Source organism: Albidovulum salinarum, from assembly GCF_025673475.1.
Lineage (GTDB): Bacteria > Pseudomonadota > Alphaproteobacteria > Rhodobacterales > Rhodobacteraceae > Albidovulum > Albidovulum salinarum.
Genome location: NZ_JAOVQO010000004.1, coordinates 226,921 through 251,627, shown reverse-complemented (window position 1 = coordinate 251,627; position 24,707 = coordinate 226,921). Strand labels below are relative to the sequence as shown.

General features: G+C 68.2%; 22 protein-coding genes and 1 tRNA gene. 15 read left to right on the top strand and 8 right to left on the bottom strand.

Going from position 1 to position 24,707, the window contains the following annotated elements; genetic code table 11:
- Positions 1-3: 3 nt before the first annotated feature.
- Together OEZ60_RS06055 and OEZ60_RS06050 are read right to left on the bottom strand one after the other, a co-directional pair.
- Complete coding sequence (locus OEZ60_RS06055) at positions 4-735, bottom strand: response regulator transcription factor (RefSeq protein ID WP_263334191.1); 732 nt, start codon at positions 733-735, stop codon at positions 4-6.
- On the bottom strand, positions 732-2,660 hold the full coding sequence (locus OEZ60_RS06050) for a hybrid sensor histidine kinase/response regulator (RefSeq protein WP_263334189.1): 1,929 nt from the start codon (positions 2,658-2,660) through the stop codon (positions 732-734). Before OEZ60_RS06050 ends, OEZ60_RS06055 begins: the two co-directional genes overlap by 4 nt.
- 204 nt (positions 2,661-2,864) lie before the next feature.
- Here OEZ60_RS06050 and OEZ60_RS06045 point away from each other — a divergent pair, with 204 nt between their 5' ends.
- The 6 genes from OEZ60_RS06045 (at position 2,865) to OEZ60_RS06020 (ending at position 10,054) form a co-directional block, all read left to right on the top strand.
- Positions 2,865-4,844, top strand: coding sequence for a long-chain fatty acid--CoA ligase (locus OEZ60_RS06045; protein ID WP_263334188.1), 1,980 nt, complete (start codon positions 2,865-2,867; stop codon positions 4,842-4,844).
- Positions 4,841-5,662, top strand: coding sequence for an ABC transporter ATP-binding protein (locus OEZ60_RS06040; RefSeq protein ID WP_263334186.1), 822 nt, complete (start codon positions 4,841-4,843; stop codon positions 5,660-5,662). Before OEZ60_RS06045 ends, OEZ60_RS06040 begins: the two co-directional genes overlap by 4 nt.
- Before the next feature lie 77 nt (positions 5,663-5,739).
- Positions 5,740-6,726 carry a branched-chain amino acid ABC transporter permease gene (locus tag OEZ60_RS06035; protein WP_263334184.1) on the top strand — a complete coding sequence of 329 codons (987 nt, stop codon included), beginning with the start codon at positions 5,740-5,742 and terminating at the stop codon, positions 6,724-6,726.
- 3 nt (positions 6,727-6,729) lie between these two features.
- Positions 6,730-7,806 (top strand): branched-chain amino acid ABC transporter permease, encoded by a 1,077-nt coding sequence (locus OEZ60_RS06030; protein ID WP_263334183.1) that lies wholly within the window; start codon positions 6,730-6,732, stop codon positions 7,804-7,806.
- Positions 7,807-7,877: 71 nt separating this feature from the next.
- Positions 7,878-9,158: an ABC transporter substrate-binding protein gene (locus tag OEZ60_RS06025; RefSeq protein ID WP_263334181.1), complete on the top strand. Its 1,281-nt coding sequence runs from the start codon at positions 7,878-7,880 to the stop codon at positions 9,156-9,158.
- Between the two features lie 74 nt (positions 9,159-9,232).
- Complete coding sequence (locus tag OEZ60_RS06020; protein WP_263334179.1) at positions 9,233-10,054, top strand: ABC transporter ATP-binding protein; 822 nt, start codon at positions 9,233-9,235, stop codon at positions 10,052-10,054.
- A 5-nt stretch (positions 10,055-10,059) separates the two neighbouring features.
- On the opposite strand, the gene OEZ60_RS06015 is transcribed toward OEZ60_RS06020, so the two are convergent.
- Positions 10,060-10,392 (bottom strand): DUF6614 family protein, encoded by a 333-nt coding sequence (locus tag OEZ60_RS06015; RefSeq protein ID WP_263334178.1) that lies wholly within the window; start codon positions 10,390-10,392, stop codon positions 10,060-10,062.
- A gap of 120 nt (positions 10,393-10,512) precedes the next feature.
- Between OEZ60_RS06015 and OEZ60_RS06010 the strand changes: the two genes are divergently transcribed.
- Both OEZ60_RS06010 and OEZ60_RS06005 read left to right on the top strand, forming a co-directional pair.
- On the top strand, positions 10,513-11,682 hold the full coding sequence (locus OEZ60_RS06010; protein WP_263334176.1) for a phenylacetate--CoA ligase family protein: 1,170 nt from the start codon (positions 10,513-10,515) through the stop codon (positions 11,680-11,682).
- A 127-nt stretch (positions 11,683-11,809) separates the two neighbouring features.
- The gene (locus tag OEZ60_RS06005) at positions 11,810-13,483 is read left to right on the top strand and encodes a peptidoglycan-binding domain-containing protein (protein WP_263334174.1); all 1,674 of its coding nucleotides are present in this window, start codon (positions 11,810-11,812) and stop codon (positions 13,481-13,483) included.
- A 67-nt stretch (positions 13,484-13,550) separates the two neighbouring features.
- Here the strand turns inward: OEZ60_RS06005 and ykgO are convergent, their stop codons facing one another.
- Both ykgO and OEZ60_RS05995 read right to left on the bottom strand, forming a co-directional pair.
- Positions 13,551-13,676, bottom strand: a complete 126-nt coding sequence (gene ykgO / locus OEZ60_RS06000; RefSeq protein ID WP_263334173.1) for a type B 50S ribosomal protein L36 — start codon at positions 13,674-13,676, stop codon at positions 13,551-13,553.
- A gap of 68 nt (positions 13,677-13,744) precedes the next feature.
- Positions 13,745-13,819, bottom strand: a tRNA-Val gene (locus tag OEZ60_RS05995).
- A gap of 151 nt (positions 13,820-13,970) precedes the next feature.
- On the opposite strand from OEZ60_RS05995, the gene OEZ60_RS05990 reads away from it, so the two are divergent.
- Complete coding sequence (locus OEZ60_RS05990) at positions 13,971-14,834, top strand: N-formylglutamate amidohydrolase (RefSeq protein WP_263334171.1); 864 nt, start codon at positions 13,971-13,973, stop codon at positions 14,832-14,834.
- Here OEZ60_RS05990 and OEZ60_RS05985 read toward each other — a convergent pair whose 3' ends face one another.
- On the bottom strand, positions 14,835-16,088 hold the full coding sequence (locus OEZ60_RS05985) for a DNA polymerase IV (protein ID WP_263334170.1): 1,254 nt from the start codon (positions 16,086-16,088) through the stop codon (positions 14,835-14,837).
- 165 nt (positions 16,089-16,253) lie between these two features.
- Between OEZ60_RS05985 and OEZ60_RS05980 the strand changes: the two genes are divergently transcribed.
- Both OEZ60_RS05980 and OEZ60_RS05975 read left to right on the top strand, forming a co-directional pair.
- Positions 16,254-17,426, top strand: coding sequence for a site-2 protease family protein (locus OEZ60_RS05980; protein ID WP_263334168.1), 1,173 nt, complete (start codon positions 16,254-16,256; stop codon positions 17,424-17,426).
- Between the two features lie 72 nt (positions 17,427-17,498).
- On the top strand, positions 17,499-19,055 hold the full coding sequence (locus tag OEZ60_RS05975) for a PAS domain S-box protein (RefSeq protein ID WP_263334166.1): 1,557 nt from the start codon (positions 17,499-17,501) through the stop codon (positions 19,053-19,055).
- Here the strand turns inward: OEZ60_RS05975 and OEZ60_RS05970 are convergent.
- Positions 19,026-19,772 (bottom strand): response regulator, encoded by a 747-nt coding sequence (locus OEZ60_RS05970; RefSeq protein ID WP_263334164.1) that lies wholly within the window; start codon positions 19,770-19,772, stop codon positions 19,026-19,028. The genes OEZ60_RS05975 and OEZ60_RS05970 overlap by 30 nt on opposite strands.
- Before the next feature lie 183 nt (positions 19,773-19,955).
- On the opposite strand from OEZ60_RS05970, the gene OEZ60_RS05965 reads away from it, so the two are divergent.
- The gene (locus tag OEZ60_RS05965; protein WP_263334162.1) at positions 19,956-20,657 is read left to right on the top strand and encodes a helix-turn-helix domain-containing protein; all 702 of its coding nucleotides are present in this window, start codon (positions 19,956-19,958) and stop codon (positions 20,655-20,657) included.
- An 18-nt stretch (positions 20,658-20,675) separates the two neighbouring features.
- On the opposite strand, the gene OEZ60_RS05960 is transcribed toward OEZ60_RS05965, so the two are convergent.
- On the bottom strand, positions 20,676-21,764 hold the full coding sequence (locus tag OEZ60_RS05960) for a polyheme membrane-associated cytochrome C (RefSeq protein WP_263334160.1): 1,089 nt from the start codon (positions 21,762-21,764) through the stop codon (positions 20,676-20,678).
- 131 nt (positions 21,765-21,895) lie between these two features.
- Between OEZ60_RS05960 and OEZ60_RS05955 the strand changes: the two genes are divergently transcribed.
- The 3 genes from OEZ60_RS05955 to nqrC are packed head-to-tail and all read left to right on the top strand — an operon-like array spanning position 21,896 to position 24,706.
- Positions 21,896-23,140, top strand: coding sequence for a hypothetical protein (locus OEZ60_RS05955; protein ID WP_263334158.1), 1,245 nt, complete (start codon positions 21,896-21,898; stop codon positions 23,138-23,140).
- Positions 23,137-23,913 carry an RnfABCDGE type electron transport complex subunit D gene (locus OEZ60_RS05950; protein WP_263334156.1) on the top strand — a complete coding sequence of 259 codons (777 nt, stop codon included), beginning with the start codon at positions 23,137-23,139 and terminating at the stop codon, positions 23,911-23,913. Before OEZ60_RS05955 ends, OEZ60_RS05950 begins: the two co-directional genes overlap by 4 nt.
- Positions 23,906-24,706, top strand: coding sequence for an NADH:ubiquinone reductase (Na(+)-transporting) subunit C (gene nqrC, locus OEZ60_RS05945; RefSeq protein WP_263334155.1), 801 nt, complete (start codon positions 23,906-23,908; stop codon positions 24,704-24,706). Before OEZ60_RS05950 ends, nqrC begins: the two co-directional genes overlap by 8 nt.
- Position 24,707 lies beyond the last annotated feature (1 nt).

Genomic DNA, 24,707 nt, shown 5'->3' with positions numbered 1-24,707 from the left:
CCGTCAGCCCCAGTCGACATCGCCGAGAAAGATGTAGCCCGCGCCGTAGATCGTCTTGATCAGGCGCGGATTCTTCGGATCCTCGCCGAGCTTGGTCCTGAGCCGCGAGATCCGCACATCCATCGCCCGGTCGAAGCTCTCGCCCGCCGCACCGCCAAGGCTCTCCTGCATCTGCGCGCGCGAGATCAGCCGTTTCGGACTGTCGAGGAAAAGCCGCAGAACCTCGCCCTCGGCATGGGAGAAGGGCACCTCGGCGCCTGTCTCGTCGACAAGCACATAGCGGTCGAAATCGGCGCTCCAGCCGGCGAAGCGCGCCACCGTCGCGGCGCGCTCGGGATCGGCGCGGCCCTTCCGAAGCCGGGCACGGATCCGGGCCACGACCTCGGCCGGGTCGAAGGGCTTGATGATGTAGTCGTCGGCGCCGAGCTCGAGCCCCGTCACCCGGTCCTGCACCTGCGCGCGCCCCGAGATGATGATGATCGCCGCGCCCGATTCCAGCGCCAGCCGGTGCACCAGCGCCAGCCCGTCGCGGTCCGGCAGGCCAAGATCGACGAGGCAGACGTCGGGCGTCATCCGGTTCAGCGCGGCCTCGAACTCGGTCGCGCGCGCGAAACTCGAGGTGCGGAAGCCCGCCTCCTCCAGCGCGTCCGAGAGCATCCGGCGAATCTCCGGCTCGTCGTCGAGGATCGCGACATGGGGCCGGGTGTCGGACCCGCGCGGACTGGTCTGGCTCATGCGGCCTCCCGGGTGGCGAGCTCGGCGGCAAGCTCGGCGGCGGTGAAGGGTTTGCTGAGGATCGGAACCGCCCCGGCGCGGGCGCGCAAGGCATCCCCCGGCGGCAGCGAGGTCATCAGGAGCCGCCGCGCCGGGTGGTCGCGGGCGGCAAGCGCCTGCATGAAATCGACGCCGGTGCGGCCGCCGGGCAGGCTGATGTCCGACAGCACGAGGTCGACCCCCGGCAGGTCCACAAGCTCCTCCGCCTCCGCCACGCTCGCGGCCTCGATGACGTTGTGGCCCATCGCCGTGAGCATCTCGCGGATGTCGGTGCGGATCTCCTCCGTGTCCTCGACCAGCAGCACGAGAAGCGGCGCGGCCGGCGCGGGGCCGACGGGGCGCAGCGGCAGCCGCAGCATGACCCTGGCGCCGCCCTCCGGTCGGTTGGCGAGCTTCACGCTGCCGCCCATCAGCTTGGTGTGGTCATAGACCATCGACAGGCCGAGTCCCGACCCCTCGCCGCCCTTCGTGGTGAAGAACGGATCGAGCCCGTGGTCGAGGGCCGCCGCCGAGAAGCCGGGTCCGGTATCGGCGACGCTGATCTCGATCCAGGTGTCGCGCACCGGGCGCACGGTGAGGGTGATCCGCCCCACGCCCGAGCCGATCGCGTCGCGGGCGTTGAGGACGAGGTTCAGGAGCGAGTCCTGCAGCGATCCGGCGTCGAGAAGCACCGGCCCCAACGCGCCCGCGACAAGGATGTCGAGGCCGATCCCCTCGGGCAGCGACGGCCCCGCCATGATACGCAGCTCGTCGAGGAGGGCGGCAAGGTCGGTGGCGGCGGGATGGATCTCGCGCGGGCCGGAGATCGCGGCGATCCGGTCGAGGAGCGTGCCGCCCCGGCGCGCGGCGGCGAGCGTGGCGCGGGCGAGATCGGCGGCGTCGGCCGGAAGCTTCTCGATCCGTTCCAGCCGCCCCTGAAGCCCGAGGATGATCGTGAGCAGGTTGGCGAAGTCGTGCGCGAGCCCGGAGGTGAGCTGGGCCGCGAGTTCGCGCTTCGCGCTCTGGCTCAGGGCGGCGCGGGCCTGGGTTTCCTCGGTGACGTCCATCGAGAGAATGTAGACCCCCTGGACACGCCCCCCGGCGTCGCGGTCCGGCGTCAGCGCGAGCCGGATCCGGCGGCCCGAGGCGTCATGGGTGAACTCGAACACGTTCGGCTCGCCCGAAAGCGCGCGGCCGAGCCCCGGCTCGATCTTGGCGAAGGTCTCGGCGCCCAGTGCCTCGGGTACCGGTCGGCCGACGATGTCGGAGAGGCTGCCCGGCATCACCGCCGAGAGCCGCCGGTTCGAATAAGTATAGACGAGATCGTGTCCGACATGGGCGATATGGGCCGGCATCATCTCGGTCACGAGCCGGGTCCGCGCCTCCATCTCGGTCAGCTCGCGCTTGGCCTCGGTCAGCGCCGCGTTCGTCGCACCGAGCGCGCGGTTGGCCTGGGCGAGCCGCTCGGCATGGGTGAGAAGCTGGTCGGAGAGCTCCTCGGAACGGGTGCGCAGGAGCGCCTCCTGCGCCTTGATCTCGGTGATGTCGGTATAGACCGTGACCCAGCCGCCCTGTTGCAGCGGCGAGCCCTCGACCGAGATCGTGCGGCCGTTCGCGCGGGTCCGCTCCATGTAGTGCGGCTGGAAGGCGCGGGCCTGCTCGACGCGGGTCCGCACCGCGTCTTCCTCGTCCTCGACCGGCCCGTATTCGCCGCGGGTGACGAGGTAGCGGATCGTGTCCTCGAAGGCGGCGCCCGGCGTCACGAGGGCCTCGGGCAGGTCGAACATCTCCTGGAAGCGGCGGTTGCAGACCGCAAGCCGGAGATCCTTGTCGTAGATCGACAGCGCCTGCTGGATGAGGTTCAGCCCGGCCTGGGTCAGCTTGGCGCGCGTGTCGTTCCGCTCCATCCGCGAGGGCTCCTTTCGCCCTATCGCTAGCACCGCCGGGCGCGGGCCGCAAAGGGGAAGTCGGGCCTGTTACAATTCGAAAGGATTGGGAAAAAGTCCGGCAACCTTTAACCGCAATCGTCTTGCACGGAAGCTGCGGGCATCGGAGGAATCACCCGCAGGCGAATACAGGCGCCGCGGATCGGCGCGGGGGGAGGAGCACCAGTGGCAGAAAACGCGACGACGGGCGACTTGCAGTCCATCCCGGCGCTTCTGGCGCGCAACGCGGCAAAGTGGGGCGGGTTGCCCGCCTTCCGCGAGAAGGAATTCGGCATCTGGCAGAGCTGGACTTGGGCCGAGACGGCCGACGAGGTCCGCGCCATCGCGCTCGGTTTCCTCACGCTCGGCATCGACCGCGGCGATCACGTCGCGATCATCGGCCGCAACCGCCCGGCGCTCTACTGGTCGATGGTGGCCGCCGAGATGTGCGGCGCGGTGCCGGTGCCGCTCTATCAGGACGCCGTGGCCGAGGAGATGGCCTATGTCCTCGAGCACTGCGGCGCGCGCTTCATCGTCGCGGGCGACCAGGAGCAGGTCGACAAGGTGCTAGAGGTGCAGGAGGCGCTCGGCGACAAGAGCACCCAGATCCACCACATCGCCTATCTCGACAAGCGCGGCATGCGCAAATACGACCACACCCGCATGAACGCGCTCGCCGACATCGCCGCCGAGGGGCGCGCGGCGGCGCAGCGCGTGGGGCCCGAGCTCGACAAGCGCATCGCCGAGCTGACATACGACCACACCTGCGTGATGCTCTACACGTCCGGTACGACCGGCAAGCCCAAGGGCGTCGTGCTGTCGAACCGCAACATCATCGAGACCGCGAAGAACTCCGCCGCCTTCGACCACCTCAAGCGCGACGACGAGGTGCTGGCTTACCTGCCGATGGCCTGGGTCGGCGACTTCATCTTCTCGGTCGGCCAGGCGTTCTGGACCGGGTTCACCGTGAACTGTCCCGAGAACGCCGCCACCATGATGACTGACCTGCGCGAAATCGGGCCGACCTATTTCTTCGCACCGCCGCGGGTCTTTGAGGGCCAGCTCACCAACGTGATGATCCGCATGGAGGATGCCGGGCGGCTCAAGAAGCGGATGTTCGACCACTACATGGGCATCGCGCGCCGCGTCGGTCCGGCGATCCTCGACGGCAAGCCCGTTTCGGGAATGGACCGCTTCCGCTACTGGCTCGGCGATCTCCTCGTCTACGGCCCCCTGAAGAACACTCTCGGCTTTTCCCGCGTCCGCGTCGGCTACACCGCCGGCGAGGCGATCGGGCCGGAGATCTTCGACTTCTACCGCTCGCTCGGCATCAACCTGAAGCAGCTCTACGGCCAGACCGAGGCCTCGGTCTTCATCACCCAGCAGCCGGACGGCGAGGTGCGGTCGGATACGGTGGGCGTGCCCTCGCCCGGCGTCGAGGTGAAGATCGGCGACAACGGCGAGGTCTTCTACCGTTCGCCCGGCACCTTCGTGGAATACTACAAGAATGCCGAGTCGACCGCCTCGACCAAGGATGCCGAGGGCTGGGTGGCGACCGGCGATGCCGGCTTCTTCGAGGAAGGCACCGGGCACCTTCGGATCATCGACCGCGCCAAGGACGTGGGCAAGATGGCCGACGGCACGCTCTTCGCGCCGAAATACGTCGAGAACAAGCTCAAGTTCTACCCGAACATCCTCGAGGCCGTGGTGTTCGGCGCGGGCCGGAACATGTGCACCGCCTTCATCAACATCGACCTCAACGCGGTTGGCAACTGGGCGGAGCGCAACAACATCGCCTATGCCTCCTACCAGGAACTCGCCGGCCACCCGAAGGTCTACGAGATGATCCAGTCCCACGTGGAGGACGTGAACAAGTCGGTCGCCGCCGACCCGATGCTGGCGGGCTGCCAGATCCACCGCTTCCTGATCCTGCACAAGGAACTCGACGCCGATGACGGCGAACTGACCCGCACCCGCAAGGTCCGCCGCAAGATCATCGAGGAGAAGTTCGCCGACCTGATCGACGCGCTCTACGGCGGCAAGGACGAGATCTACACCGAGACCGAGGTGACCTACGAAGACGGCCGCAAGGGCAAGATCAAGGCGACGCTGACCCTGCGCGACGCGAAGGTGGAACGGGTGGCGGAAAGGATGGCGGCGGAATGAAGGACATGAATTCAGAGGGTTACACCACCGCCGACGGCCGCAAGATCGGCGGCGTGTTGATGGAGATGAAGAACATCACGCTGCGCTTCGGAGGCGTGGCTGCGATCACCGACATTTCCTTTGACATCCGCGATGGCGAGATCCGCGCCATCATCGGCCCGAACGGCGCCGGCAAGTCCTCGATGCTGAACGTGATCTCGGGCTTCTATGTCCCGCAGGAGGGCGAGGTCTGGTTCAAGGGCTACAAGCGCGGCCCGATGAAGCCCTACCAGGTCGCCCGCCTCGGCATCGCCCGCACTTTCCAGAACATCGCGCTCTTCGATGGGATGTCGGTCCTCGACAACATCATGACCGGGCGGCTCACGCTGATGAAATCGGGCCTCCTGTCGCAGGCGATGTGGTGGGGCGGCGCCCAGCGCGAGGAGACGGAGCACCGGGAAAAAGTCGAGAAAATCATCGACTTCCTCGAAATCCAGTCGATCCGGAAGACGCCTGTGGGACGTCTGCCCTACGGGCTGAAGAAGCGGGTGGAACTCGCCCGCGCGCTCGCCGCCGAGCCGAAGCTTCTTCTGCTCGACGAGCCGATGGCCGGCATGAACGTCGAGGAGAAGGAGGACATGTGCCGCTTCATTCTCGATGTGAACGACGAGTTCGGCACCACGATCGCGCTCATCGAACACGACATGGGCGTGGTGATGGACCTCTCCGACCGGGTCGTCGTGATGGACTACGGCAAGAAGATCGGCGACGGCACGCCCGACGAGGTCCGGAGCAATCCCGACGTGATCAACGCCTATCTGGGGGTCTCGCATGACTGACAGCTTCCGTACAGCGCGCGTACGCCAGGCGTACAGCCCGCGTCCCGACACAAGCCGCGGCATCATGGAGGCGCGCCATGTCTGACCAGATCCTCTTCGCGATGGAGGTCACGCTGAACGGCCTCATGGCCGGCGTGATGTATTCGCTCGTGGCGCTGGGTTTCGTCCTCATTTTCAAGGCGTCCGGAATCTTCAACTACGCGCAAGGTGTGCTCGCGCTCTTCGCGGCGCTGACGCTCGTGGGCTTCCAGAACGGCCAGGTGCCCTTCGCCCATCTCATCAACGCGATCTTCGGCACCAACCTGCACCACTTCGGCTGGCACCTGCCGGCGGTCGTCGCGATCATCCTCACGGCGGCCGTGATGGTGCTGCTCGCGATGATCGTCGAGAAGTTCGTGCTCCAGCACCTCGTCAACCAGGCGCCGATCATCCTCTTCATGGCGACGATCGGGCTGGCCTACTTCCTCGAAGGCCTCGGCGACATCATGTGGGGCGCCGACATCAAGAAGCTCGACGTCGGCCTGCCGCAGGGGGCAAATGAGGCATTCGAGGCCGTCACGGACAGCGTTTTCGGCTTCGGGTTGTATATCGACAATCTCGACATCGTGGCGACCGTCGTCGCGGCGCTCCTCGTGCTCTCGCTCACGCTCTTCTCGCAGTACACCAAGTACGGCCGGGCGCTGCGCGCGGTGGCCGACGACCACCAGGCCGCGCTTTCGGTCGGGATCTCGCTGCGCTTCATCTGGGTGCTGGTCTGGTCGATCGCCGGGATCGTGGCGCTGGTGGCCGGGATCATGTGGGGCTCGAAGTCCGGTGTGCAGTTCTCGCTCTCGCTGATTGCGCTGAAGGCGCTGCCGGTCCTCATGCTCGGCGGCTTCACGTCGATCCCCGGCGCCATCGTCGGCGGGCTGATCATCGGCATGGGCGAGAAGCTCTTCGAGTTCTTCGCCGGCCCGCTGATCGGCGGCGCGACCGAGAACTGGTTCGCCTATGTGCTGGCGCTTCTCTTCCTCGTCTTCCGGCCGCAGGGCCTGTTTGGCGAAAAGATCATCGAGAGGGTTTGACCGATGTTTTACCGCGAGGCAGGCGACTTCAAGACGTCTTACGTTGACGACAGCCAGACCTTTCCGATCAGGTTCGACCGCTGGCGCTACTATGCGATCCTCGCGGTCGCCTTCGGGGCGGCGCCGCTCCTGATCAACGACTACTGGGCGAATGCGGTCTTCGTGCCGTTCCTGATCTACGCAATCGCGGCGATCGGGCTCAACATCCTCACCGGCTATTGCGGGCAGGTCTCGCTCGGCACCGGGGGCTTCATGGCGGTCGGGGCATACGCCTGCTACAAGCTGATGACCGCCTTCCCCGAGGTCTCGATCCTGATCCACGTCCTCCTCGCGGGCGGCATCACGGCGGGCGTGGGTGTCCTGTTCGGCCTGCCCAGCCTCCGGATCAAGGGCTTCTACCTCGCCGTGGCGACGCTCGCCGCGCAGTTCTTCCTCGTCTGGCTTTTCAACAAGGTGCCGTGGTTCTACAACTATTCCGCCTCGGGCCAGATCTCGGCGCCGGAACGGACGATCCTCGGCCATGCGGTCACCGGCGCCAACACCACGGCAAGCGCCAAGTACTTCTTCTGCCTCGTGATCCTCTTCGCGCTGGCCTGGCTCGCCCGGAACCTGACGCGCGGCACCGTGGGGCGGAAGTGGATGGCGATCCGCGACATGGACATCGCGGCCGAGATCATCGGGGTCAATCCGCTGACCACCAAGCTCTCCGCCTTCGCGATCTCCTCCTTCTACATCGGCGTGGCGGGGGCCCTCTTCTTCGCGGTCTATCTCGGCGCGGCCGAGGTCGGCGAGGCTTTCGGCATCCAGAAGTCGTTCCTGATCCTCTTCATGATCATCATCGGCGGGCTCGGCTCGATCTTCGGCAGCTTCGCCGGCGCGGCCTTCATGGTGCTTCTGCCGGTGCTTCTGAAGAACGTCCTCGTCGGCCAACTCGGCTGGGCCACGGATCTCGCCGCGCATGTCGAGCTGATGATCGTCGGCGCGCTGATCGTGATCTTCCTCATCGCCGAGCCGCACGGGCTCAACCAGCTCTGGCGGCTGGCGAAGGAGAAACTCCGGCTCTGGCCCTTCCCGCACTGAGGGCCGCCCAACCAGAAGACCGGCCCCGGCGCCGGCATGTCGAAACGCTTAACCTTGGGAGGAGACCCAGAATGAGAAAGACCATGACCGCCCTGGCTCTTGCGATGGCCACGGCAACGCCGGCGATGGCCGAGCTCGTCGTGCCGAACCTGAGCTACCGGACCGGCCCCTTCGCCGCAGGCGGCATCCCCTATGCCGACGGCTTCAACGACTATTTCACGCTTCTCAATGAGCGCGACGGCGGCATCGGCGGCGAGAAGGTCGCGACCCCGGAATGCGAGACCGCCTACAACACGGAAAAGGGCGTCGAGTGCTACGAGGCTACCAAGGGCTCCGGCGCGCTGGTCTACAACCCCTTGTCGACCGGCATCACCTACCAGCTCATTCCGAAGGTGACGGCGGACAACATCCCGCTCTACACGCCGGGCTACGGCCGCACCTCGGCCGCGAACGGCAAGGTCTTCTCCAACGTCTTCAACTATCCGGCCAACTACTGGGACGCCGCCTCGGTGGCGATCAAGTATCTGCTCGACGAGAACGGCGGCAGCCTCGAGGGCAAGAAGATCGCGCTCGTCTACCACAACTCGGCCTATGGCAAGGAGCCGATCCCGACCCTGTCGGCGCTGGCGGCCAAGCACGGCTTCGAGCTTGTCGAGATCCCCGTCGACAGCCCCGGCCAGGAGCAGAAATCGCAGTGGCTGCAGATCCGCCGCGACAAGCCCGACTATGTGCTGATGTGGGGCTGGGGCGTGATGAACGCGGTGGCGATCCAGGAGGCCGCGAACATCCGTTTCCCGATGGAGAATTTCATCGGCGTCTGGTGGTCGGGCTCGGAGAACGACGTGCTGCCGGCAGGCGACGGCGCCAATGGCTACAAGTCGCTCGCGATGCACGGCACCGGGATGGACTATCCGGTCTATGCCGACCTCAAGCAGTATGTCTATGACGCCGGCAAGTCCTCCGGCGCGGGCGACCAGGTTGGGTCGGTGCTCTACTCGCGCGGCATGTACGCGGCGCTGGTGATCTCGGAAGCGATCCGCAAGGCGCAGGAGCTTTCCGGCCATGCGGCGATCAACGCGGCCGAGCTCCGCGACGGTTTCGAGGCGCTGGAGATCACCGAGGCGCGGATGGCCGAGCTTGGCCTGCCGAACTTCGGTCAGCCCTTCGCCTCGTCCTGCGAGGATCACGGCGGCCCGGGCGCCGCGATGATCCAGCAGTGGGACGCCTCGGCGAAGACGTGGAGCCTGATCACCGGCTTTATCGCGCCGGATGATGAGGTGCTGACGCCGCTGGTGATGGGGGACTCCGCCGCCTTCGCCGCGGAAAACAACATCGCCGAACGCTGCAACTGAGCGCCATGCAAGACCTTCCCCGGCCCGACCAGGGCCGGGGTCCTTTGGATCAACTTCCGCACGGGAGGCCCCCCATGCTCGACGCCGGCAAGACCGAGACGCTGCTCGAGGTCAACAATATCGAGGTGATCTACAACCATGTGATCCTCGTCCTGAAGGGCGTGAGCCTCAATGTCCCGAAAGGCGGCATCACCGCGCTTCTCGGCGGCAACGGCGCGGGCAAGACCACCACCCTCAAGGCGATCTCCAACCTGCTGCATTCCGAGCGCGGCGAGGTCACCAAGGGTTCGATCGTCTACCGCGGCCAGAAGGTGCAGGACATGGCGCCGGCCGATCTGGTGCAGATGGGGGTCATCCAGGTGATGGAGGGGCGCCACTGTTTCGAGCACCTGACGGTCGAGGAGAACCTCCTCACGGGCGCCTATACCCGCAAGGATGGCGCCGGCGCGGTCGCGCGCGACCTCGAGATGGTCTACAGCTATTTCCCGCGCCTGAAGGAGCGCCGCAAAAGCCAGGCCGGCTACACCTCCGGCGGCGAGCAGCAGATGTGCGCGATCGGCCGGGCGCTGATGTCGAAGCCGGAGACGATCCTGCTCGACGAGCCCTCGATGGGCCTCGCGCCGCAGCTCGTCGAGCAGATCTTCGAAATCGTCAAATCGGTCAACGAGAAGGAGGGCGTGACCTTCCTCCTGGCCGAGCAGAACACCAACGTGGCGCTGCGCTACGCCCATTACGGCTACATCCTCGAAAGCGGCCGGGTGGTGATGGACGGGCCGGCGAAGGAGCTGCGCGAGAACCCCGACGTGAAGGAATTCTACCTTGGCATGTCGGACGAGGGCCGCAAGTCGTTCCGCGACGTGCGCTCCTACCGCCGCCGCAAGCGCTGGCTGGCGTGATCGGGTCAGATGTCTTCGAAACAGGTGAACAGTTGATCGTGAACCTTTCCATAGACCGCGCGATGCAGACCGAGCAGGGGCTCGGTCCGCGCCCGGATTCGGTCGACGGCATCGTCGGCCTGGCGGCGGCCCGTGAAGGTCATCGTCACGAAGAACTGATGGCCGCGGTCCGTGTCGGTGTCGAGCGTCGGATTTCGGTGGCGACGCCCGAGGGGGCCGACGCGAAGGAGGAGGTTCTCGTCGCGCAGATGGGCCGCGAAATCCGCGAGGGCGGCGGCGAAGTCGGGCTCCGCAATGCCGGGCTTGAGATTGAAGATCGTGTGCATGTGATAGGCCATCCTGTCCTCCCTTCGCGCGCGCCCAGCGTACCACGCGGGACGGCAAACCCCGAAGTCTTCAAGAGAAAATCCACATGGCGGCGTCGGCTGGACGTCCGCGCTGTGTCGAGGAACTGAACGATGACCGGATATGACACTCTCGAAACCCGTTCCGCCGACGAGCGCGCCGCTGACCAGCTGAAGGCCCTGAATGCCCAACTGGCGCTGAACGGGCGTGACCCGGTCGCGAGCCTCGGCGATCTCGCCAAGCTGCCGGTTCTGCGGAAATCCGACCTCGTCGCGGCGCAGAAGGCGAAGCCGCCCTTCGGCGGGCTGCCGGTCTCGAACCTCGCCCATGTCTTCCAGTCGCCGGGGCCGATCTACGAGCCGGGCGGCGTCGGCCATGACTGGTGGCGGGTGGGGCGCTTCCTCCATGCCGCCGGGATCGGCAGGGGCGACATCGTGCAGAACTGCTTCGGCTACCACCTGACGCCCGCCGGCATGATCTTCGAGAACGGCGCCCGCGCGGTCGGCGCGGCGGTGCTGCCGGCCGGCACCGGCCAGACCGATCTGCAGGTCCGCGCCGCCGTCGATATCGGCACCACCGCCTATGCCGGCACGCCGGATTACCTGAAAGTGATCCTCGACCGTGCCGAGGAAATGGGCGAGCGGCTGAAGATCGCCAAGGCCGCCGTCGGCGGCGGGGCGCTCTTTCCGTCGCTCCGGGCCGAATATGCCGACCGCGGCATCGCCTGCCTGCAATGCTACGCCACCGCCGATCTCGGCAACATCGCCTACGAGAGCGCCGCGATGGAGGGGATGATCGTCGACGAGGGCGTGATCGTCGAGATCGTCCGCCCCGGCACCGGCGACCCGGTGCCCGAGGGCGAGGTCGGCGAGGTCGTGGTGACGACGCTCAACCCGGATTATCCGCTGATCCGCTTCGCCACCGGGGACCTCTCGGCGGTGATGCCGGGCGCCTCGCCCTGCGGGCGCACCAACCTCAGGATCAAGGGCTGGATGGGCCGCGCCGACCAGACCACCAAGATCAAGGGCATGTTCGTGCGCCCCGAGCAGGTCGCGGAATTCGTCGCCCGCCATGCCGAGATCGCCCGCGCCCGCGTCGTCGCCACCCGCGAGGGCGAGATGGACGCGATGACGGTCATGGTCGAGACCGAGGCGGGCGATGCCGCCGCGTTCGAGAAGTCGGTGATCGACACGCTGAAGCTGCGCGGCCGGATCCAGCTCGTGCCGAGGGGGTCGCTGCCCAACGACGGCAAGGTGATCGAGGACCAGCGCCACTACGAGTGAGGCGGCGCGCCACCGGCGGCTTTCCGCTCCCTGTTAGCTGACTTCACCCCCGTTGGGGCGATCTGTGATGGGATAACGGCGCGCACCCCGCTAGGTTCGCCGCCGTTACCAGAAGGAAAGCCGCCCCATGAAGCACCTGAGCCTGTTCGCGTTCACCGCCCTCCTCGCCGCCCCTGCCTTCGCGCAGGACGCGGCCCTCGTCATCGGCAACGAGAACTACGACAACGCGAGCGACATCTCTTCCGGGCTCGACGCGCTCGACGCCGCCGAGGCGCTGGCGGCGGCGGGCTTCGCCACGTCGAGCGGCGGCGACCTGACCGCCGAGGCGATGCGGGCGCTGATCGCGGAGTTCTACGGCCGGACCGAGATGCCGGGGCGCAGCGTCATCCTCGCGCTTGGCCATTTCGCCCATGCCGGGGAGGACAGCTGGCTCTTGGGCATCGACGCCGATGCGCCGACGCTGGTCGGGGCCGACCGGGCGGGCGTGCCGGTGGCGACGCTGCTGCGGATCGCGGCGGAGCGGCCGGGCGGGGCGCTGGTGCTCCTTGGCACCGAGGAACGGCGGATCGAGCTTGGCCGCGGGCTGGCGCCGGGGCTCGGCCGGATCGACATCCCGCAGGGCGTGACGGTGATCTCCGGCGATGCCGAGACGGTCGCAGCCTTCGCCGCCGAGGCGATGGAAAACCGCGCGCTGTCGGCGGCGGGGCTCGCCGAGCGCGCCGAGGACCTGGCGGCGGAGGGCTATCTCGGCACCGGCACGCCGCTCCTGCCCGAACGCATTGGGCCGAGCCTGCCGGTGGCGACGGCGCCCGAGGCCGCGGCGCCGGCCGTCGAGGCGGAGGCCGGTTTCGCCGAGGAGCGCGCGGTGTGGGAGACGGCGCGGTCGATCGATAGCAAGGCGGGCTACGAAGCCTATCTCAACCGCTATCCGGACGGAATCTTCGCCGATGCGGCGCGGGCTGCGATCGCCGATCTCGACCGGCCCGCCGACCCGGCGGCGCAGGGCCTCGCGGCGGAGGCCGCGCTCCGGCTCGGCCGTGGCGAGCGGCGCCAGATCCAGCGCGACCTCACGACCATCGGGTTCGACACGAACGGCGTCGACGGGGTCTTCGGCCGCGGCTCGCGCGACGCCATCGCGGGCTGGCAGCGCCAGAACGGCCATGCGCCGACGGGCTACGTCACCGGGCCGCAGATGGAGGCCATCGCCGCACAGGCGGCGGCGCAACAGGGCCAGGTCGGGACCGGGGCGGTGCAGCAGGGCGATGCGGAGCGGCTCGACCGGCTGTTCTGGGAGGAGACCGGGGCGACGGGCGACGAGGCGGGGCTCCGGGCCTATCTTCGGCGCTACCCGGACGGGATCTATGCCGATCTCGCGCGGGAACGGCTCGCGGGGGCGGGCGGCGGACTCGGCGGGGCCCAGAGCACCGACCGCGCCGACTGGGACCGGGCGGTGCGGCGCAACAGCGCCGAGGGGTATCGCGACTACCTCGCGGCCCATCCCGACGGCGCCTTTGCCGAGGACGCCCGGCAGATCCTTTCCGGGCGCGACGTGAATGCGGCGGCGGAGGCCGAGCGGCGGCGGGCGGAGCAGGTGGAGCAGGCGCTCGGGCTCAACTCGACGATGCGCTCGATGGTCGAGCAGCGGCTCTCCGGGATGGGGCTGAAGCCGGGGCGCGCTGACGGCAACTTCGACGGCGACACCCGGCGGGCGATCCGCCGCTATCAGCAGGCGCGCGGCCTGCCGGTCACGGGCTATCTTTCGCAGGACACGGTGGCGCGGCTCCTGGTCGATTCGTTCTGAGGGGTGGCCAAAGGAAAAGGCCGCCGGTTTTAACCGGCGGCCTTTTCAAATCCGTCCTTGCGGCGGCTCAGCCCTGGCGGGCCTTGAAGCGGCGCTGCGTCTTGTTGATGACGTAGACGCGGCCCTTGCGGCGCACGATCTGACAGTCGCGATGGCGCAACTTCAGCGAGCGGAGCGAGTTCCTGACCTTCATCGGTCTTCTCCTATTCGCGGCGCGCGTCGCGCCCTTGAAAACAACGATGCCCCCCGCGAGGGGGGCGATGGTGGGCGGTACTGGGATCGAACCAGTGGCCACTACGATGTCAACGTAGTGCTCTACCGCTGAGCTAACCGCCCGTTCCGGTGCTGTTTCCGCCAATCCTGCTTGCGCCGGATCACGGCGGAACCGCGTCGGTCCCGGGTCTATAAAAGGAGTCGGGGAGGCTTTCAAGGGGTTTTGGCAAAGCTCTTTTTGCCGCTATAATTTTCTTGACCTCAAGGAGCCCGAATGCCGGCTGCGCCCTACGATCTCACCATGCCCGAGCGGCTCATGACCAGCGTGGTCTTCGCCTCGCCGCATTCCGGGCGCGACTATCCGGCCGGATTCCTGCGCGAATCGATCCTGGACGAGCGCACGATTCGCTCGTCGGAGGATGCCTTCGTCGATCAGCTCCTCGCCGGTGTCTCGCAATTCGGCGCGCCGCTCATCGCCGCGCGAGTGCCGCGCGCCTATATCGACCTCAACCGCGCCGCGGACGAGCTCGACCCAGCGGTGGTCGAGGGGGTTCGGCTCAACACCCACAATCCGCGCATCTCCTCCGGGCTCGGCGTGATTCCGCGCGTCGTGGCCGGGGGGCGGGCGATCTATCGCGGCAAGGTCCCGCTGTCGGAGGCCTGCCGGAGAATCGAGACCTGCTGGCGGCCCTACCACGCCTGCCTGAGCGGCCTTGTCGACGATGCCCGCGCGCGGTTCGGCGAGTCGATCCTGATCGACATGCATTCGATGCCGCACGAGGCGATGGATGCCGTCGCCTCGTCGGGGCGGCGCCGGGCCGAGATCGTGATCGGCGACCGTTTCGGGAGCACCGCGGGCGCGGCGCTCGTCGAGCGGATCGAGGCGGCGTTCGAGGCGGCCGGGTTCCCGACGGTGCGCAACGCCCCCTTCGCCGGGGCCTATGTCGCGCAGACCTACGGCCGGCCAGCGCAGCGGATGCATGCGGTGCAGATCGAGATGGACCGCTCGCTCTATATGAACGAGCGCGAGATCCGCCCGAACGGCAATTTCGCCGGCTTCAAGCGGATCCTGACCGGGATCCTCGCTGAGATCGCGGATATCGGTCGCACCGGCGAGCTGTCGCTCGCGGCGGAATGATCACCTGAGCGAGCGGCCCTTGACGATCGCGTCGGGGCCGAAGCGGGCGCGGATCGCGTCGGTCGCGCGCTCGGCGCCGGCGCGACGCGCAGCCTGCGGGTCGAGGAGGTCGGCGGTGAGATCCGCCTCGGCGGCCGGGACGAGGTCCGACAGTCCCACCCCGACCAGCCGGAACGGGCCCGGCTCCTTGACCTGCGCCAAGAGGTCGGCGGCTTCGCGGTAGAGCCGGTCGGCCATCTGCGTCGGCTCGCGCAGGGTGTGGCGGCGGCTGATCGCGGTGAAGTCGGCGCGCTTGAGCTTCAGGGTCACGGTGCGCCCGGCAAGCGTCTTGGCCTTGGTCCGGTCGGCGACCTTCTCGGCCAGCCGCCAGATATGGCCGTCCAGCAGGTCGCGGTCGGCGATGTCCTCGTCGAAGGTGGTCTCGGCCGAGATCGACTTCATCGGCTCGTGCGGATTGACGCGGCGGTGGTCCTCGCCGCGGGCGAGGTGCCAGAGCCGGTCGCCGATCGCGCCGAAACGGTGGTTGAGATCCTTGCGGTCCCAGCGCGCGAGGTCGTCGAAGCTGCGGATCCCGGCGGCTTCGAGCGTCATCTGGGTCGCGGCGCCGACGCCCCAGATCATCCGCACCGGCTTGCCCTTGAGAAAAGCGGCGGTGTCGGCGCGGCCGATCACCGAGAAGCCGCGCGGCTTGTCGAGGTCGGACGCTACCTTGGCGAGGAACTTGTTGTGCGAGAGCCCGACCGAACCGGTCAGGCCGAGCTCCGCCTCCATCCGCTTCAGGAGCCGGCAGAGCTGCACCGCCGGCGGCGCCCTGTGGAGCCGCTCGGTGCCGGAAAGGTCGAGGAAGGCCTCGTCGAGCGACAGGGGTTCGATCTTCGGCGTCAGCTCGTCCATGAGCGCGCGGATCTCGCGCGAGACGGCGGCGTAGTGGCTGCCGCGCGGCTTCACCACCACCGCCTCGGGGCAGAGTTTCAGCGCCTGGAACATCGGCATCGCCGAGCGCACACCCTTGATCCGTGCGAGGTAGCAGCAGGTCGAGACCACGCCGCGCTTGCCGCCGCCGACGATGACCGGCTTGTCGCGGATGTCCGGATTGTCGCGCTTCTCGACCGAGGCGTAGAAGGCGTCGCAATCCATATGTGCGATCGAGAGCGTGAAGAGCTCGGGATGCGACAGCACGCGCGGGCTGCGGCAGGCCGGGCAGCGGGTGCCGGACTCGAACGGGTGGAGGCAATCGCGGCAAAGGGCGGGCATGGCGCGAGTATAGGCGTCTGCGCACGCGCGGGGGAGGGGGAGGTTGCGGACGAGGGCGTTTATCGCGCGCGGCCCCGATCCCGAGCCGCACGCCTTGATCGGCGTCAATTCGCGGGTCGGATAACTAGATAGTGTCGGGTCACACGCAATTGAAAGAGATGCCCGATGTTCGCAAGGGCGGTCAAGCTGGTCGACATCTTCGGCTTCCAGATCAAGGTAGATCCGAGCTGGCTCCTGATCGCCGCCCTGATCGTATGGACCTTGTCTTCGGGCTATTTCCCGCAGGCCCTGCCGGGGCTCGCCCAGGGGGATTACCTCGCGCTCGCGATCATCTCGATGCTTGCGCTGTTCGCCGGACTGATCCTGCACGAACTTGCGCATTCGCTCGTGGCGCGGCATTTCGGCCTCGGCGTCGGGGGAATAACACTATTCGTTTTCGGCGGGGTCGCGGAACTGGACGAGGAGCCGGAAAGCCCGCGTTCGGAATTCTGGATCGCCATCGCGGGGCCGATCATGAGCCTGGCACTCGCTGCGATCGCATGGCTTGCGTATCGGGCACTGGAGGGGGCGGAGGTCTCGGCCCCGCTGCAGGCGGTGTTCGAATACATCGCCCTGATCAACTTCGTGCTGGCGCTGTTCAACCTGATCCCGGCCTTCCCGCTCGACGGCGGCAGGATCCTGCGCTCGATCCTTTGGCGGATGCGGGGCGACCTGATCGGCGCGACGCGCAACGCTTCCGTGATCTCGTCGCTCTTCGCCTACGCCCTGATCGGCTTCGGTTTCGTCTCGCTCTTCTCGGGCGCGACGGTCGGCGGCATCTGGCAGGTTCTGATCGGGCTCTTTCTTCTTTCCGCCGCACGGGGCACCTATCAGCAATTGCTGGTCAAGACCTCGCTTTCGGGCAAGAGCGTGCGCGGGCTGATGACGGATAAGGTGCATGCGGCTGCGCCCGAGGACACGCTGGCGACGGTGGTCGACAAGATCATGCTGCGCCACGCGGTGAGCTTCGTTCCGGTGGTCGAGGGCGATCACCTCCTGGGTTATGTCGATACGGCGCTCCTGCACGGGATCGACCGCGACAACTGGGGCGACACGCAGGTGGCGGATATCTTCATCGCCGCCAGTGACGTGAACACGGTGGCGCCCGACCTGTCGGCCGAGGCGCTGATGAAGCGCGTCGCGGCGACCGGACGGCGCAAGTTCCTCGTGGCCGAGCGGGGACGCTTTCTCGGCGTCATCACGCTCGCCGATCTTCTGGCCTACCTGGCCGTGCTGCAGGACCTCGGCACCGGACGCGGTGGCGGGAGGTCTGCCGAGCCGAATCCTTTCGGGCGCTGATGCCCGCACGGAGGCGTTGACGCTCCGCCGCCCCCGCGCGAGACTGCGCCGAGGGGAATTGTCCGGTATCACATGGCTGAAAGCGACCGCAGCTCATATCTGCTCGACTCGCTGCTGGACGCGGCGGTCGATGCGATCGTTGTCGCGGATACCGATGGCCGCATGGTCCGGGTCAATCCCGCGGCCTGCCGTCTCTTTGGCTATTCCAGCGGCGAGATGGTCGGCGAGAACATCGACATGCTGGTCCCGGACCCCGATGCGTTCCGCCATGTCACCGCGATCGAGCGCTATCTCAGGACCGGCGAGGCGCGGATCATCGGCACGGGGCGCGAAGTGGAGGGGCTGCGCCGGGACGGCAGCATCTTTCCGCTGCACCTTTCGGTCGGTCAGAGCACGATCGACGGCAGGGTGCTGTTCGTGGCGCTCCTGCACGACATCTCGCGGCGCAAGGCTGCCGAGGCCGCACTCGTCATGGCGCAACGGATGGAGGCGCTGGGCTTGCTCACGGGCGGCGTCGCCCATGACTTCAACAACCTCCTGACAGTGATCGTCGGCAATCTCGAACTGCTGGAGGGCCAGCTGGAGGGCACGCGCGGCAGGGAAATGATCCGCGATGCGCTCGCCGCCGCCGAGCTCGGATCCTCGCTGATCCAGAGGCTGCGCGCGCTCGGGCGCCGCGGCCATCTCAAGCCGGTGCGGCTGGACGTGAACGAGGCCGTGCGCGCGACGATGGCGATCCTGCGCCGCACGCTCGGTCCGAACGTCCGGCTGGATTGCGCCCTCGCCGCCGACCTGTGGGCGGTTCAGGCGGATCCGGCCGAACTGCAGGCCGCGCTCGTCAATCTGGTGATCAACGCGAACGACGCGATGCCCGACGGCGGCGACATCGTGATCCGGACGAGCAGGGTCGCCATTGACGACGAGTACCTCGCGCATGAGGTTGGTCTCAAGCCGGGGGAGTTCGTGCGCATTTCGGTCACCGACAATGGCACGGGCATGCCGCCCGAAGTGCTCAGGCGGGCGTTCGAGCCCTACTTCTCCACCAAGGGGGAGACGACCGGCACGGGGCTGGGGCTGGCGATGGTCTACGGCTTTGCCAACCAGTCGGGCGGGCGGGCGACGATCTACAGCGAGGCCGGGCTTGGCACGACGGTCAGCCTCTACTTCCCTGCGGACCGGGATCCGGTGCGGCCCGAGGCCGAACCCGCGCCCCGGCCGAAGCCGGTGGTCGAGCCGGGCGCGGGCGAGACCGTGCTCGTCGTCGAGGACAACGAGAACATCCGCCGGCTCTCGGTCGCGCGGCTCCGGGCGATGGGCTATCGCGCGGTCGCGGCGGCGGACGCCGAGGAGGCGCTGGCGATCCTCGCCGGAGACCCGGCGATCGACGCGCTGTTCACCGATATCGTGATGCCGGGAGCGATGAACGGGACCGAGCTGGCGCTGCGGGTTCGCGCGGACTGGCCGCACGTCGCGATCCTGCTGACTTCGGGGTTCTCCGGCGATCTCATCCAACCGCAGAAGGAGCTGGCGCCGCCGTTTCCGGTCCTGAAGAAGCCCTACCACCAGGCGGAGCTGGCGACCCGCCTGCGGGTGCTGCTGTCAGGCCGGGCGGGCGTCCCCGGCGGTTAGTGTGACCTCGGGCGTGAAGATGTAGCCCACGCCGCGCACGGTCTTGATCAGTTTCGGGGCGCCGGGCTCGGCCTCGATCTTCTTGCGCAGCCGCGCGACCTGGTTGTCGATGGTCCGGTCGTAGGGCGACCAGCCGGGGCCGTTCAGGATGTCCATGATCTGCTCGCGCGACAGCACCCGGCGCGGGCTTTCGAGGAACACGGTCAGGAGCCGGTAATCGCCAGCGGTCAGATCGACGATCTGCCCGTCGGGACCGGTCAGTTCGAGCTTGTCGGGAACCGCCCGGAAACCCGCGAAGCAAAGCTCCCGGCTTGCGTTGGCTGCGGCCTTGGCGGGTTCTGCCGGTCGCTCGCCGCTGCGCCTGAGCACGCTGTGCACCCGCGCCAGAAGCTCCCGGACGTGGAACGGCTTGGACACATAGTCGTCCGCCCCGATCTCGAGCCCGACGACGCGGTCGATGAGATCGTCCTTGGCCGTCACCATGATGATCGGAACGTCGGAGGCCTTGCGCACCTCCTGCGCGATGTCGAGGCCGCTTTCCCGGTCGAGGTTCAGATCGAGCGTGATGAGATGCACCCGGATGCGGGACATGGCCGCGCGAACCTCGGCTGCACTGGTGGCTTCCTGAACAGTGTAGCCTTCGGATTCGAGACAGCTGCGCAGAAGTTTGCGCACACCGGCATCATCCTCGACCACGAGTATGTTCGTCTCGACCATCCCCTATCCTTGGGTAAATATTCCTGATTTCTGGTCCCTTTCGGAAAGATAGTGCTTTCTGGTCGCGGATCAATTGGCAAATGCCGGCCGTCCCGCGCGGGTACAATTTGATACATTTGCGCATGAACTCCTGCGACAGTCGCGTGTCACCCTCAGTCCGCACACCTTCGTGGGGGAGGGACCATGTACGCAATTTCACCGGCAGATCTCGGCACGGAAAAGACGTCAGCTCAGCGCCGCCGCCCGGCTCGGAGCGCGGGCGCCGAAGGGGTGACGCGCAGGCTGACGCCCGGGCAGCATCTCTTCTTCGAATCGGATCGGGCGGCTTTCGTCTACAAGGTCCAGTCGGGCGTCCTGCGCCTGACGCGCACGCAGAAGGACGGTCGGCGGCAGGTCATCGCATTCGGCTTTCCGGGCGACGTGATCGGGTTGCCCTGCGAGGGGCGTCACACGACCGAATGCGACGCGATCACGCCGGTCGAAGTGCTGCCGCGCCGCTGCGACATCTCGGAGCCGTCCGGCATGGACCCGCAACTGCGCGCGCGGCTGATGGAGGCTGCGCTCAACGAGATCCGGATGCTGCAGGATCATTTCCTGATCTTCGGCCGGCGGCTTGCGAGCGAGAAGGTCGCGGCGTTTCTCGTGCTCCTGCTCGACCGGATCGGCGAGCCGGTCGGTGAGCTCCAGCTGATCCGGCTGCCAATGAACCGCGCCGATATCGCCGACTATCTTGGGCTCACGCCCGAAACCGTGAGCCGGTCGATCACGCAGCTGCGGGCGCAAAACGTGATCGCGCTCGACGATGCCAACACGATGGTCGTGCGGGATGAATACTGCCTGCGGTGCCTCGCCGAGGGCGATGCCGAGCTGTGCGCCTGCGCCTGACCGGAACAAGGGCTACCGTCACGGCCGCGTCGCGGGCTTGATCGCGGTTTCGACCTTCGCGCCGAGGCTTTCGAGGCTGTCGATCAGGATCTGCGCGGCATAGGCCGGGTTGTGGGCGTGGATGCCGGGATCCTTGGCAACGAACTGGTAGTTGTAGGCCGCCTTCAGAAGCCGCGGCGTCCAGCTCTGGTAGCGGTTCGGATAGCCGACCTCGTCGCCGTCAGGCTGCCCGTTGGCGTTCAGGTCCGCGAAGAAATAAGGGTAGCTGTCGGGCGCGTAGACCACGGGCGCGCCGGCGACCTCGGCAGCATAGGCGCCGATCGCCCGGCCGAGCGCGTCGTGCAGCCCCGCGATTTCGTGCGCGGCGCCTTCAGCGGCGTCGCCGTCGGCGTCGTAATCGCCGGTATGGGTGCGGATGTCGGCGATCTCGGCGGTCTTGTGGCAGGCGACGCAGCCCTCGGCGCTGACGGCAAGGGTGTGGGGATCGTGGCAGCCGGTGCAGTTGTCGAAGCCAGGCACATGGGTGAAGCGGCTGGCGTAAGTCTTGCCGGGGTACTCGTAGCCGCCATGCGCCGCGGCGCCCATCAGGCTCGCGGCTGCGGCGCGGTAATGCACGTTGATGAAGCCGAGATCGGGCGAGACGGCGTCCTCGTCGAGCCCGGCGAGCGCGCTTTCCACGCTCACCGAGGATTGCCGGCCCTGGTGGCAGACCCAGCAGACGGCGGACGTGCCGAGCCCCTCGGTGATCGCGCCGGAGGGGAAGGTCACCTGGTCGAGCGCCGTTGCCGTCTGGTTGTGGCAGGCGGCGCAGTCGACGGTGGATCCAGTCAGCGCGGGGTGGTCGACGACGCCGGCCTCACTGCCGTCGGCGCCGAGGAAATCGCGGAACCCGGAGCTGGTGTGGCAGTTGGCGCATCCCGGCGGCACGGCGCCGTCCTCGTTCCAGTGGCGGAACGATTCCGAGCTTAGATCGGCATGGGGAGAGGCGAGCCAGGATTCGACCACGTCGGGGAGGACGGGGTTTGTTTCCTGGGCAAGCGGCGCGGTCGCGCCGAAGCCGGACAGGAAGACAAACGTGAATGCCAGCGTCAGGCGTCTCGGGATCATGTCGGGAAACCTCCGGTGCTCGGGCCGATCGCCCCATGTTGCCGGATCGGCGGCGGGCGCTCGTTGACACGGATCAAGGCGCAGGGGCGCCATGCGTCGGAGGGTCGTGCCTGAAACCATCTGGACCGCACATGATTGGACTGAACGCAATCCGGGAGCGGCGCATCCGTCCTGCTGCGGGGCCGGTCGGAGCCTTGCGGCGGCCGGACCGTGTCGCGCTTGTCGGCGCGGATTATCCGGGGCTGCGGCCCGTTCTCCTGGTCGCGGAGGGCGACCACGTCAGGGCCGGGCAAGCGCTGTTCACCGACCGCCGCCACCCCGAGATCGCTTTCGTCGCGCCGGGGTCCGGCACCGTCGAGACCGTGGCGCTGGGCGCGGGGCGGAGGTTGTCTCTGCTGGTGGTGCGGCTCGATGCGGCGCCGGAGCGGGAAAGTCCGGTTGGGGAGGTGCGGGTCGGGGACGCCCGCGCGGCGCTGCTTGCGGGCGGCCTCTGGCCGGCGTTCCGCACGCGGCCCTACGGGCGCATTCCGGCGCCCGACGAGGTGCCGCAGGCGATCTTCGTCAACGCGATGCCAGAGCGGGACGGCGCGCCCGATCCGCATGCGGTCCTTGCCGAAGCGGGGGCGGGCTTCGACCGCGGGCTCGACATGGTGGCCGAGTTGACCGGGGGGCCGGTCTTCGTCTGCCAGCGCCGGGGCGCGGCCTTCGCGACGCCCGGCCGCGCGCGCATCCGCACCGCGCACTTAGCCGATCTGGCGGCGGCGGGGCTCAGTTCGCATCACATCGACCGGCTCGGGGCGCCGCGCGGGAGGCAATGCGTCTGGACCGTCGGCTGGCAGGACGTGGTCGCGATGGGGGAGCTGGCACGGACCGGCCGTTATCACGGCCAGCGCGTCATCGCGTTTCACGACGGGCGCGGGGAGGCCGCCCTCATCCCGACCCTGCTCGGGGCGGAGTTGAGCGACCTTGCGGACCTGCCGGGCGATGCGGGTGCAGCCTTCCGTCTGGTCTCCGGCGCCCGGATCGAGGGCCGCGAGGCGCGGTTTCTCGGCCGCTATGACACGCAGGCGGCGTTGGTGCCGGTGCGGCGGGTATCGCTCTTCGACCGGCTCGCGAAACATCTCGCGGCCGGGGGCAAGCCGCGCCCCAAACCGATCCTGCCCCGGGCCGCGCTCGATACGGCACTGCCGGTCGCGATCCCTCCGGTGCCGCTGATGCGCGCGCTCGCGATCGGCGATTTGGAGGCGGCGGAGCGGCTCGGGGCGCGCGGCCTTGTCGAGGAGGACGTCGCCCGGCTGACCCATCTCTGCACGAGCGGCAGCGACTACGGAAGGCTTCTGCGCCGGGTTCTCGACCGGATGGAGGGCGCGGCATGATCCGGTCAGCCTCTCCGGCGGGCGTCACGCTTCTGCAGGCGGCGGCCCTTCTGCCGCCGGTCGCGGTGGCGGTCCTCGCGCGGGGCGCGGGGGCGGCGGCGGTGCTGGCGGTCGCGCTTCTGTCGACGCTGATCTGGGACCTCGTCTTTGCCCGCGCCCGCGCCGGTTCGCTGGCCTGGCACAGCGTCACGACCGGGCTGATCCTCGCGGTGGCGGTGCCGCCGGACGTGCCGCTCTGGCAGGTGGCGCTGGCGGCGAGCTTCGGCGTCGTCCTTGGCGAGCAGGTCTTCGGCGGGCGCGGCTTCGGGTTCCTCAGCCCGGCTGTCGCGGCGCTGGCCTTTCTCGCCTTCTCCTTTCCGGGAACCGGGCTTGCCGGCGCCGAGCCCGCCGTCGCGGCGGCAGCGGTCCCCGGCCTGGTGCTGCTTTTCGCGGCGGGGCTCGTCTTCTGGCGGCTGCTCGCGGGCTTCGCGCTGGGACTCTGCCTCGCCACGCTTCTCGCCTCGGGCGCTTTGCCCGCCCCGTCGCTCGCGGTGTCGCTTTGTTTCGGCGCGGTCTTCCTGCTCGCCGATCCGGTCGCGGCGGCGGCGACGCAGGCCGGGCGCTGGATTCACGGGCTCACCGCCGGGGGGCTGGTGGTCCTTCTGGCCGACATGGGGCCGGTCAACGCGCTCGTCTTCGCCGCTTTGCTCGCGAGCCTCGCGGCCCCGCTGGTCGACCATCTGGTGATCCGCGCCCTTGCCAGGCGCCGGGACGGGAGGCGGCGGCATGTCTGAGCGCATGGGTCTCTGGCGGCGCTTCCTCGGCCTGCCGAACACCGATCCGCGCAAGGCTTTCGGCGTGACCTTCCTCGTCGCGCTCGTCTGCGCGCTGGTCGTCTCCTCGGCCTCGGTCCTCCTGAAGCCGGTGCAGGACGCGCATGTCGAGCGCGAGCGGCAGGCGCGGCTCGCGGCGATGGTCGCGGCCCTTCCGGCGATGCGCGAGCTGATGGAGGAGGCCGGTGTCGATGCGCTCGAGACGCGGCTCGTGGTGCTGGAGACCGGCGCATATGAGACCGCCACCGATCCGGCGGGCTTTGATCCCGTCGCCGCCGCGAAGGATCCCGCGACCAGCATCGCGCTTCCGCCTGAGGCCGATCCGGCCGGGCTGAAACGGATCGCCACCGTTGCGCCGGTCCATCTTCTCGAACGCGACGGGCGGCTCGCGCTTGTCGTGCTGCCGGTCTCGGGCGTGGGGTACCAGTCGCTGATCCGCGCCTACCTGGCGCTTGAGCCCGATCTCGTCACCATCGCCGCGCTGACGATAGTCGAGCAGGGTGAGACACCCGGTCTCGGCGCTCGGATCGAGGAGCCGGACTGGCAGGCGCTCTGGACCGGCCGGAGGATCGCGGATGAGGCGGGGCGCATCCTGATCCGGGTGGTGCAGACCCCGGCGAAAGAGCCCTACGAGGTCGACGGGATCTCGGGCGCGACCCGGACCGGGGCCGGGGTCGGCAACATGCTGGCCTTCTGGCTCGGTGCGCACGGATTCGGGCCGTTCCTCGAGCGGCTGAAGCGGGAGGGCTCGTGAC

Coding starts and splice junctions, on each gene's coding strand:
- OEZ60_RS06055 (WP_263334191.1), bottom strand. CDS start 735: ATGAGCCAGACCAGTCCGCGCGGGTCCGACACCCGGCCCCATGTCGCG.
- OEZ60_RS06050 (WP_263334189.1), bottom strand. CDS start 2,660: ATGGAGCGGAACGACACGCGCGCCAAGCTGACCCAGGCCGGGCTGAAC.
- OEZ60_RS06040 (WP_263334186.1), top strand. CDS start 4,841: ATGAAGGACATGAATTCAGAGGGTTACACCACCGCCGACGGCCGCAAG.
- OEZ60_RS06035 (WP_263334184.1), top strand. CDS start 5,740: ATGTCTGACCAGATCCTCTTCGCGATGGAGGTCACGCTGAACGGCCTC.
- OEZ60_RS06030 (WP_263334183.1), top strand. CDS start 6,730: ATGTTTTACCGCGAGGCAGGCGACTTCAAGACGTCTTACGTTGACGAC.
- OEZ60_RS06025 (WP_263334181.1), top strand. CDS start 7,878: ATGAGAAAGACCATGACCGCCCTGGCTCTTGCGATGGCCACGGCAACG.
- OEZ60_RS06020 (WP_263334179.1), top strand. CDS start 9,233: ATGCTCGACGCCGGCAAGACCGAGACGCTGCTCGAGGTCAACAATATC.
- OEZ60_RS06015 (WP_263334178.1), bottom strand. CDS start 10,392: ATGGCCTATCACATGCACACGATCTTCAATCTCAAGCCCGGCATTGCG.
- OEZ60_RS06010 (WP_263334176.1), top strand. CDS start 10,513: ATGACCGGATATGACACTCTCGAAACCCGTTCCGCCGACGAGCGCGCC.
- OEZ60_RS06005 (WP_263334174.1), top strand. CDS start 11,810: ATGAAGCACCTGAGCCTGTTCGCGTTCACCGCCCTCCTCGCCGCCCCT.
- ykgO (WP_263334173.1), bottom strand. CDS start 13,676: ATGAAGGTCAGGAACTCGCTCCGCTCGCTGAAGTTGCGCCATCGCGAC.
- OEZ60_RS05990 (WP_263334171.1), top strand. CDS start 13,971: ATGCCGGCTGCGCCCTACGATCTCACCATGCCCGAGCGGCTCATGACC.
- OEZ60_RS05985 (WP_263334170.1), bottom strand. CDS start 16,088: ATGCCCGCCCTTTGCCGCGATTGCCTCCACCCGTTCGAGTCCGGCACC.
- OEZ60_RS05980 (WP_263334168.1), top strand. CDS start 16,254: ATGTTCGCAAGGGCGGTCAAGCTGGTCGACATCTTCGGCTTCCAGATC.
- OEZ60_RS05975 (WP_263334166.1), top strand. CDS start 17,499: ATGGCTGAAAGCGACCGCAGCTCATATCTGCTCGACTCGCTGCTGGAC.
- OEZ60_RS05970 (WP_263334164.1), bottom strand. CDS start 19,772: ATGGTCGAGACGAACATACTCGTGGTCGAGGATGATGCCGGTGTGCGC.
- OEZ60_RS05965 (WP_263334162.1), top strand. CDS start 19,956: ATGTACGCAATTTCACCGGCAGATCTCGGCACGGAAAAGACGTCAGCT.
- OEZ60_RS05960 (WP_263334160.1), bottom strand. CDS start 21,764: ATGATCCCGAGACGCCTGACGCTGGCATTCACGTTTGTCTTCCTGTCC.
- OEZ60_RS05955 (WP_263334158.1), top strand. CDS start 21,896: ATGATTGGACTGAACGCAATCCGGGAGCGGCGCATCCGTCCTGCTGCG.
- OEZ60_RS05950 (WP_263334156.1), top strand. CDS start 23,137: ATGATCCGGTCAGCCTCTCCGGCGGGCGTCACGCTTCTGCAGGCGGCG.
- nqrC (WP_263334155.1), top strand. CDS start 23,906: ATGTCTGAGCGCATGGGTCTCTGGCGGCGCTTCCTCGGCCTGCCGAAC.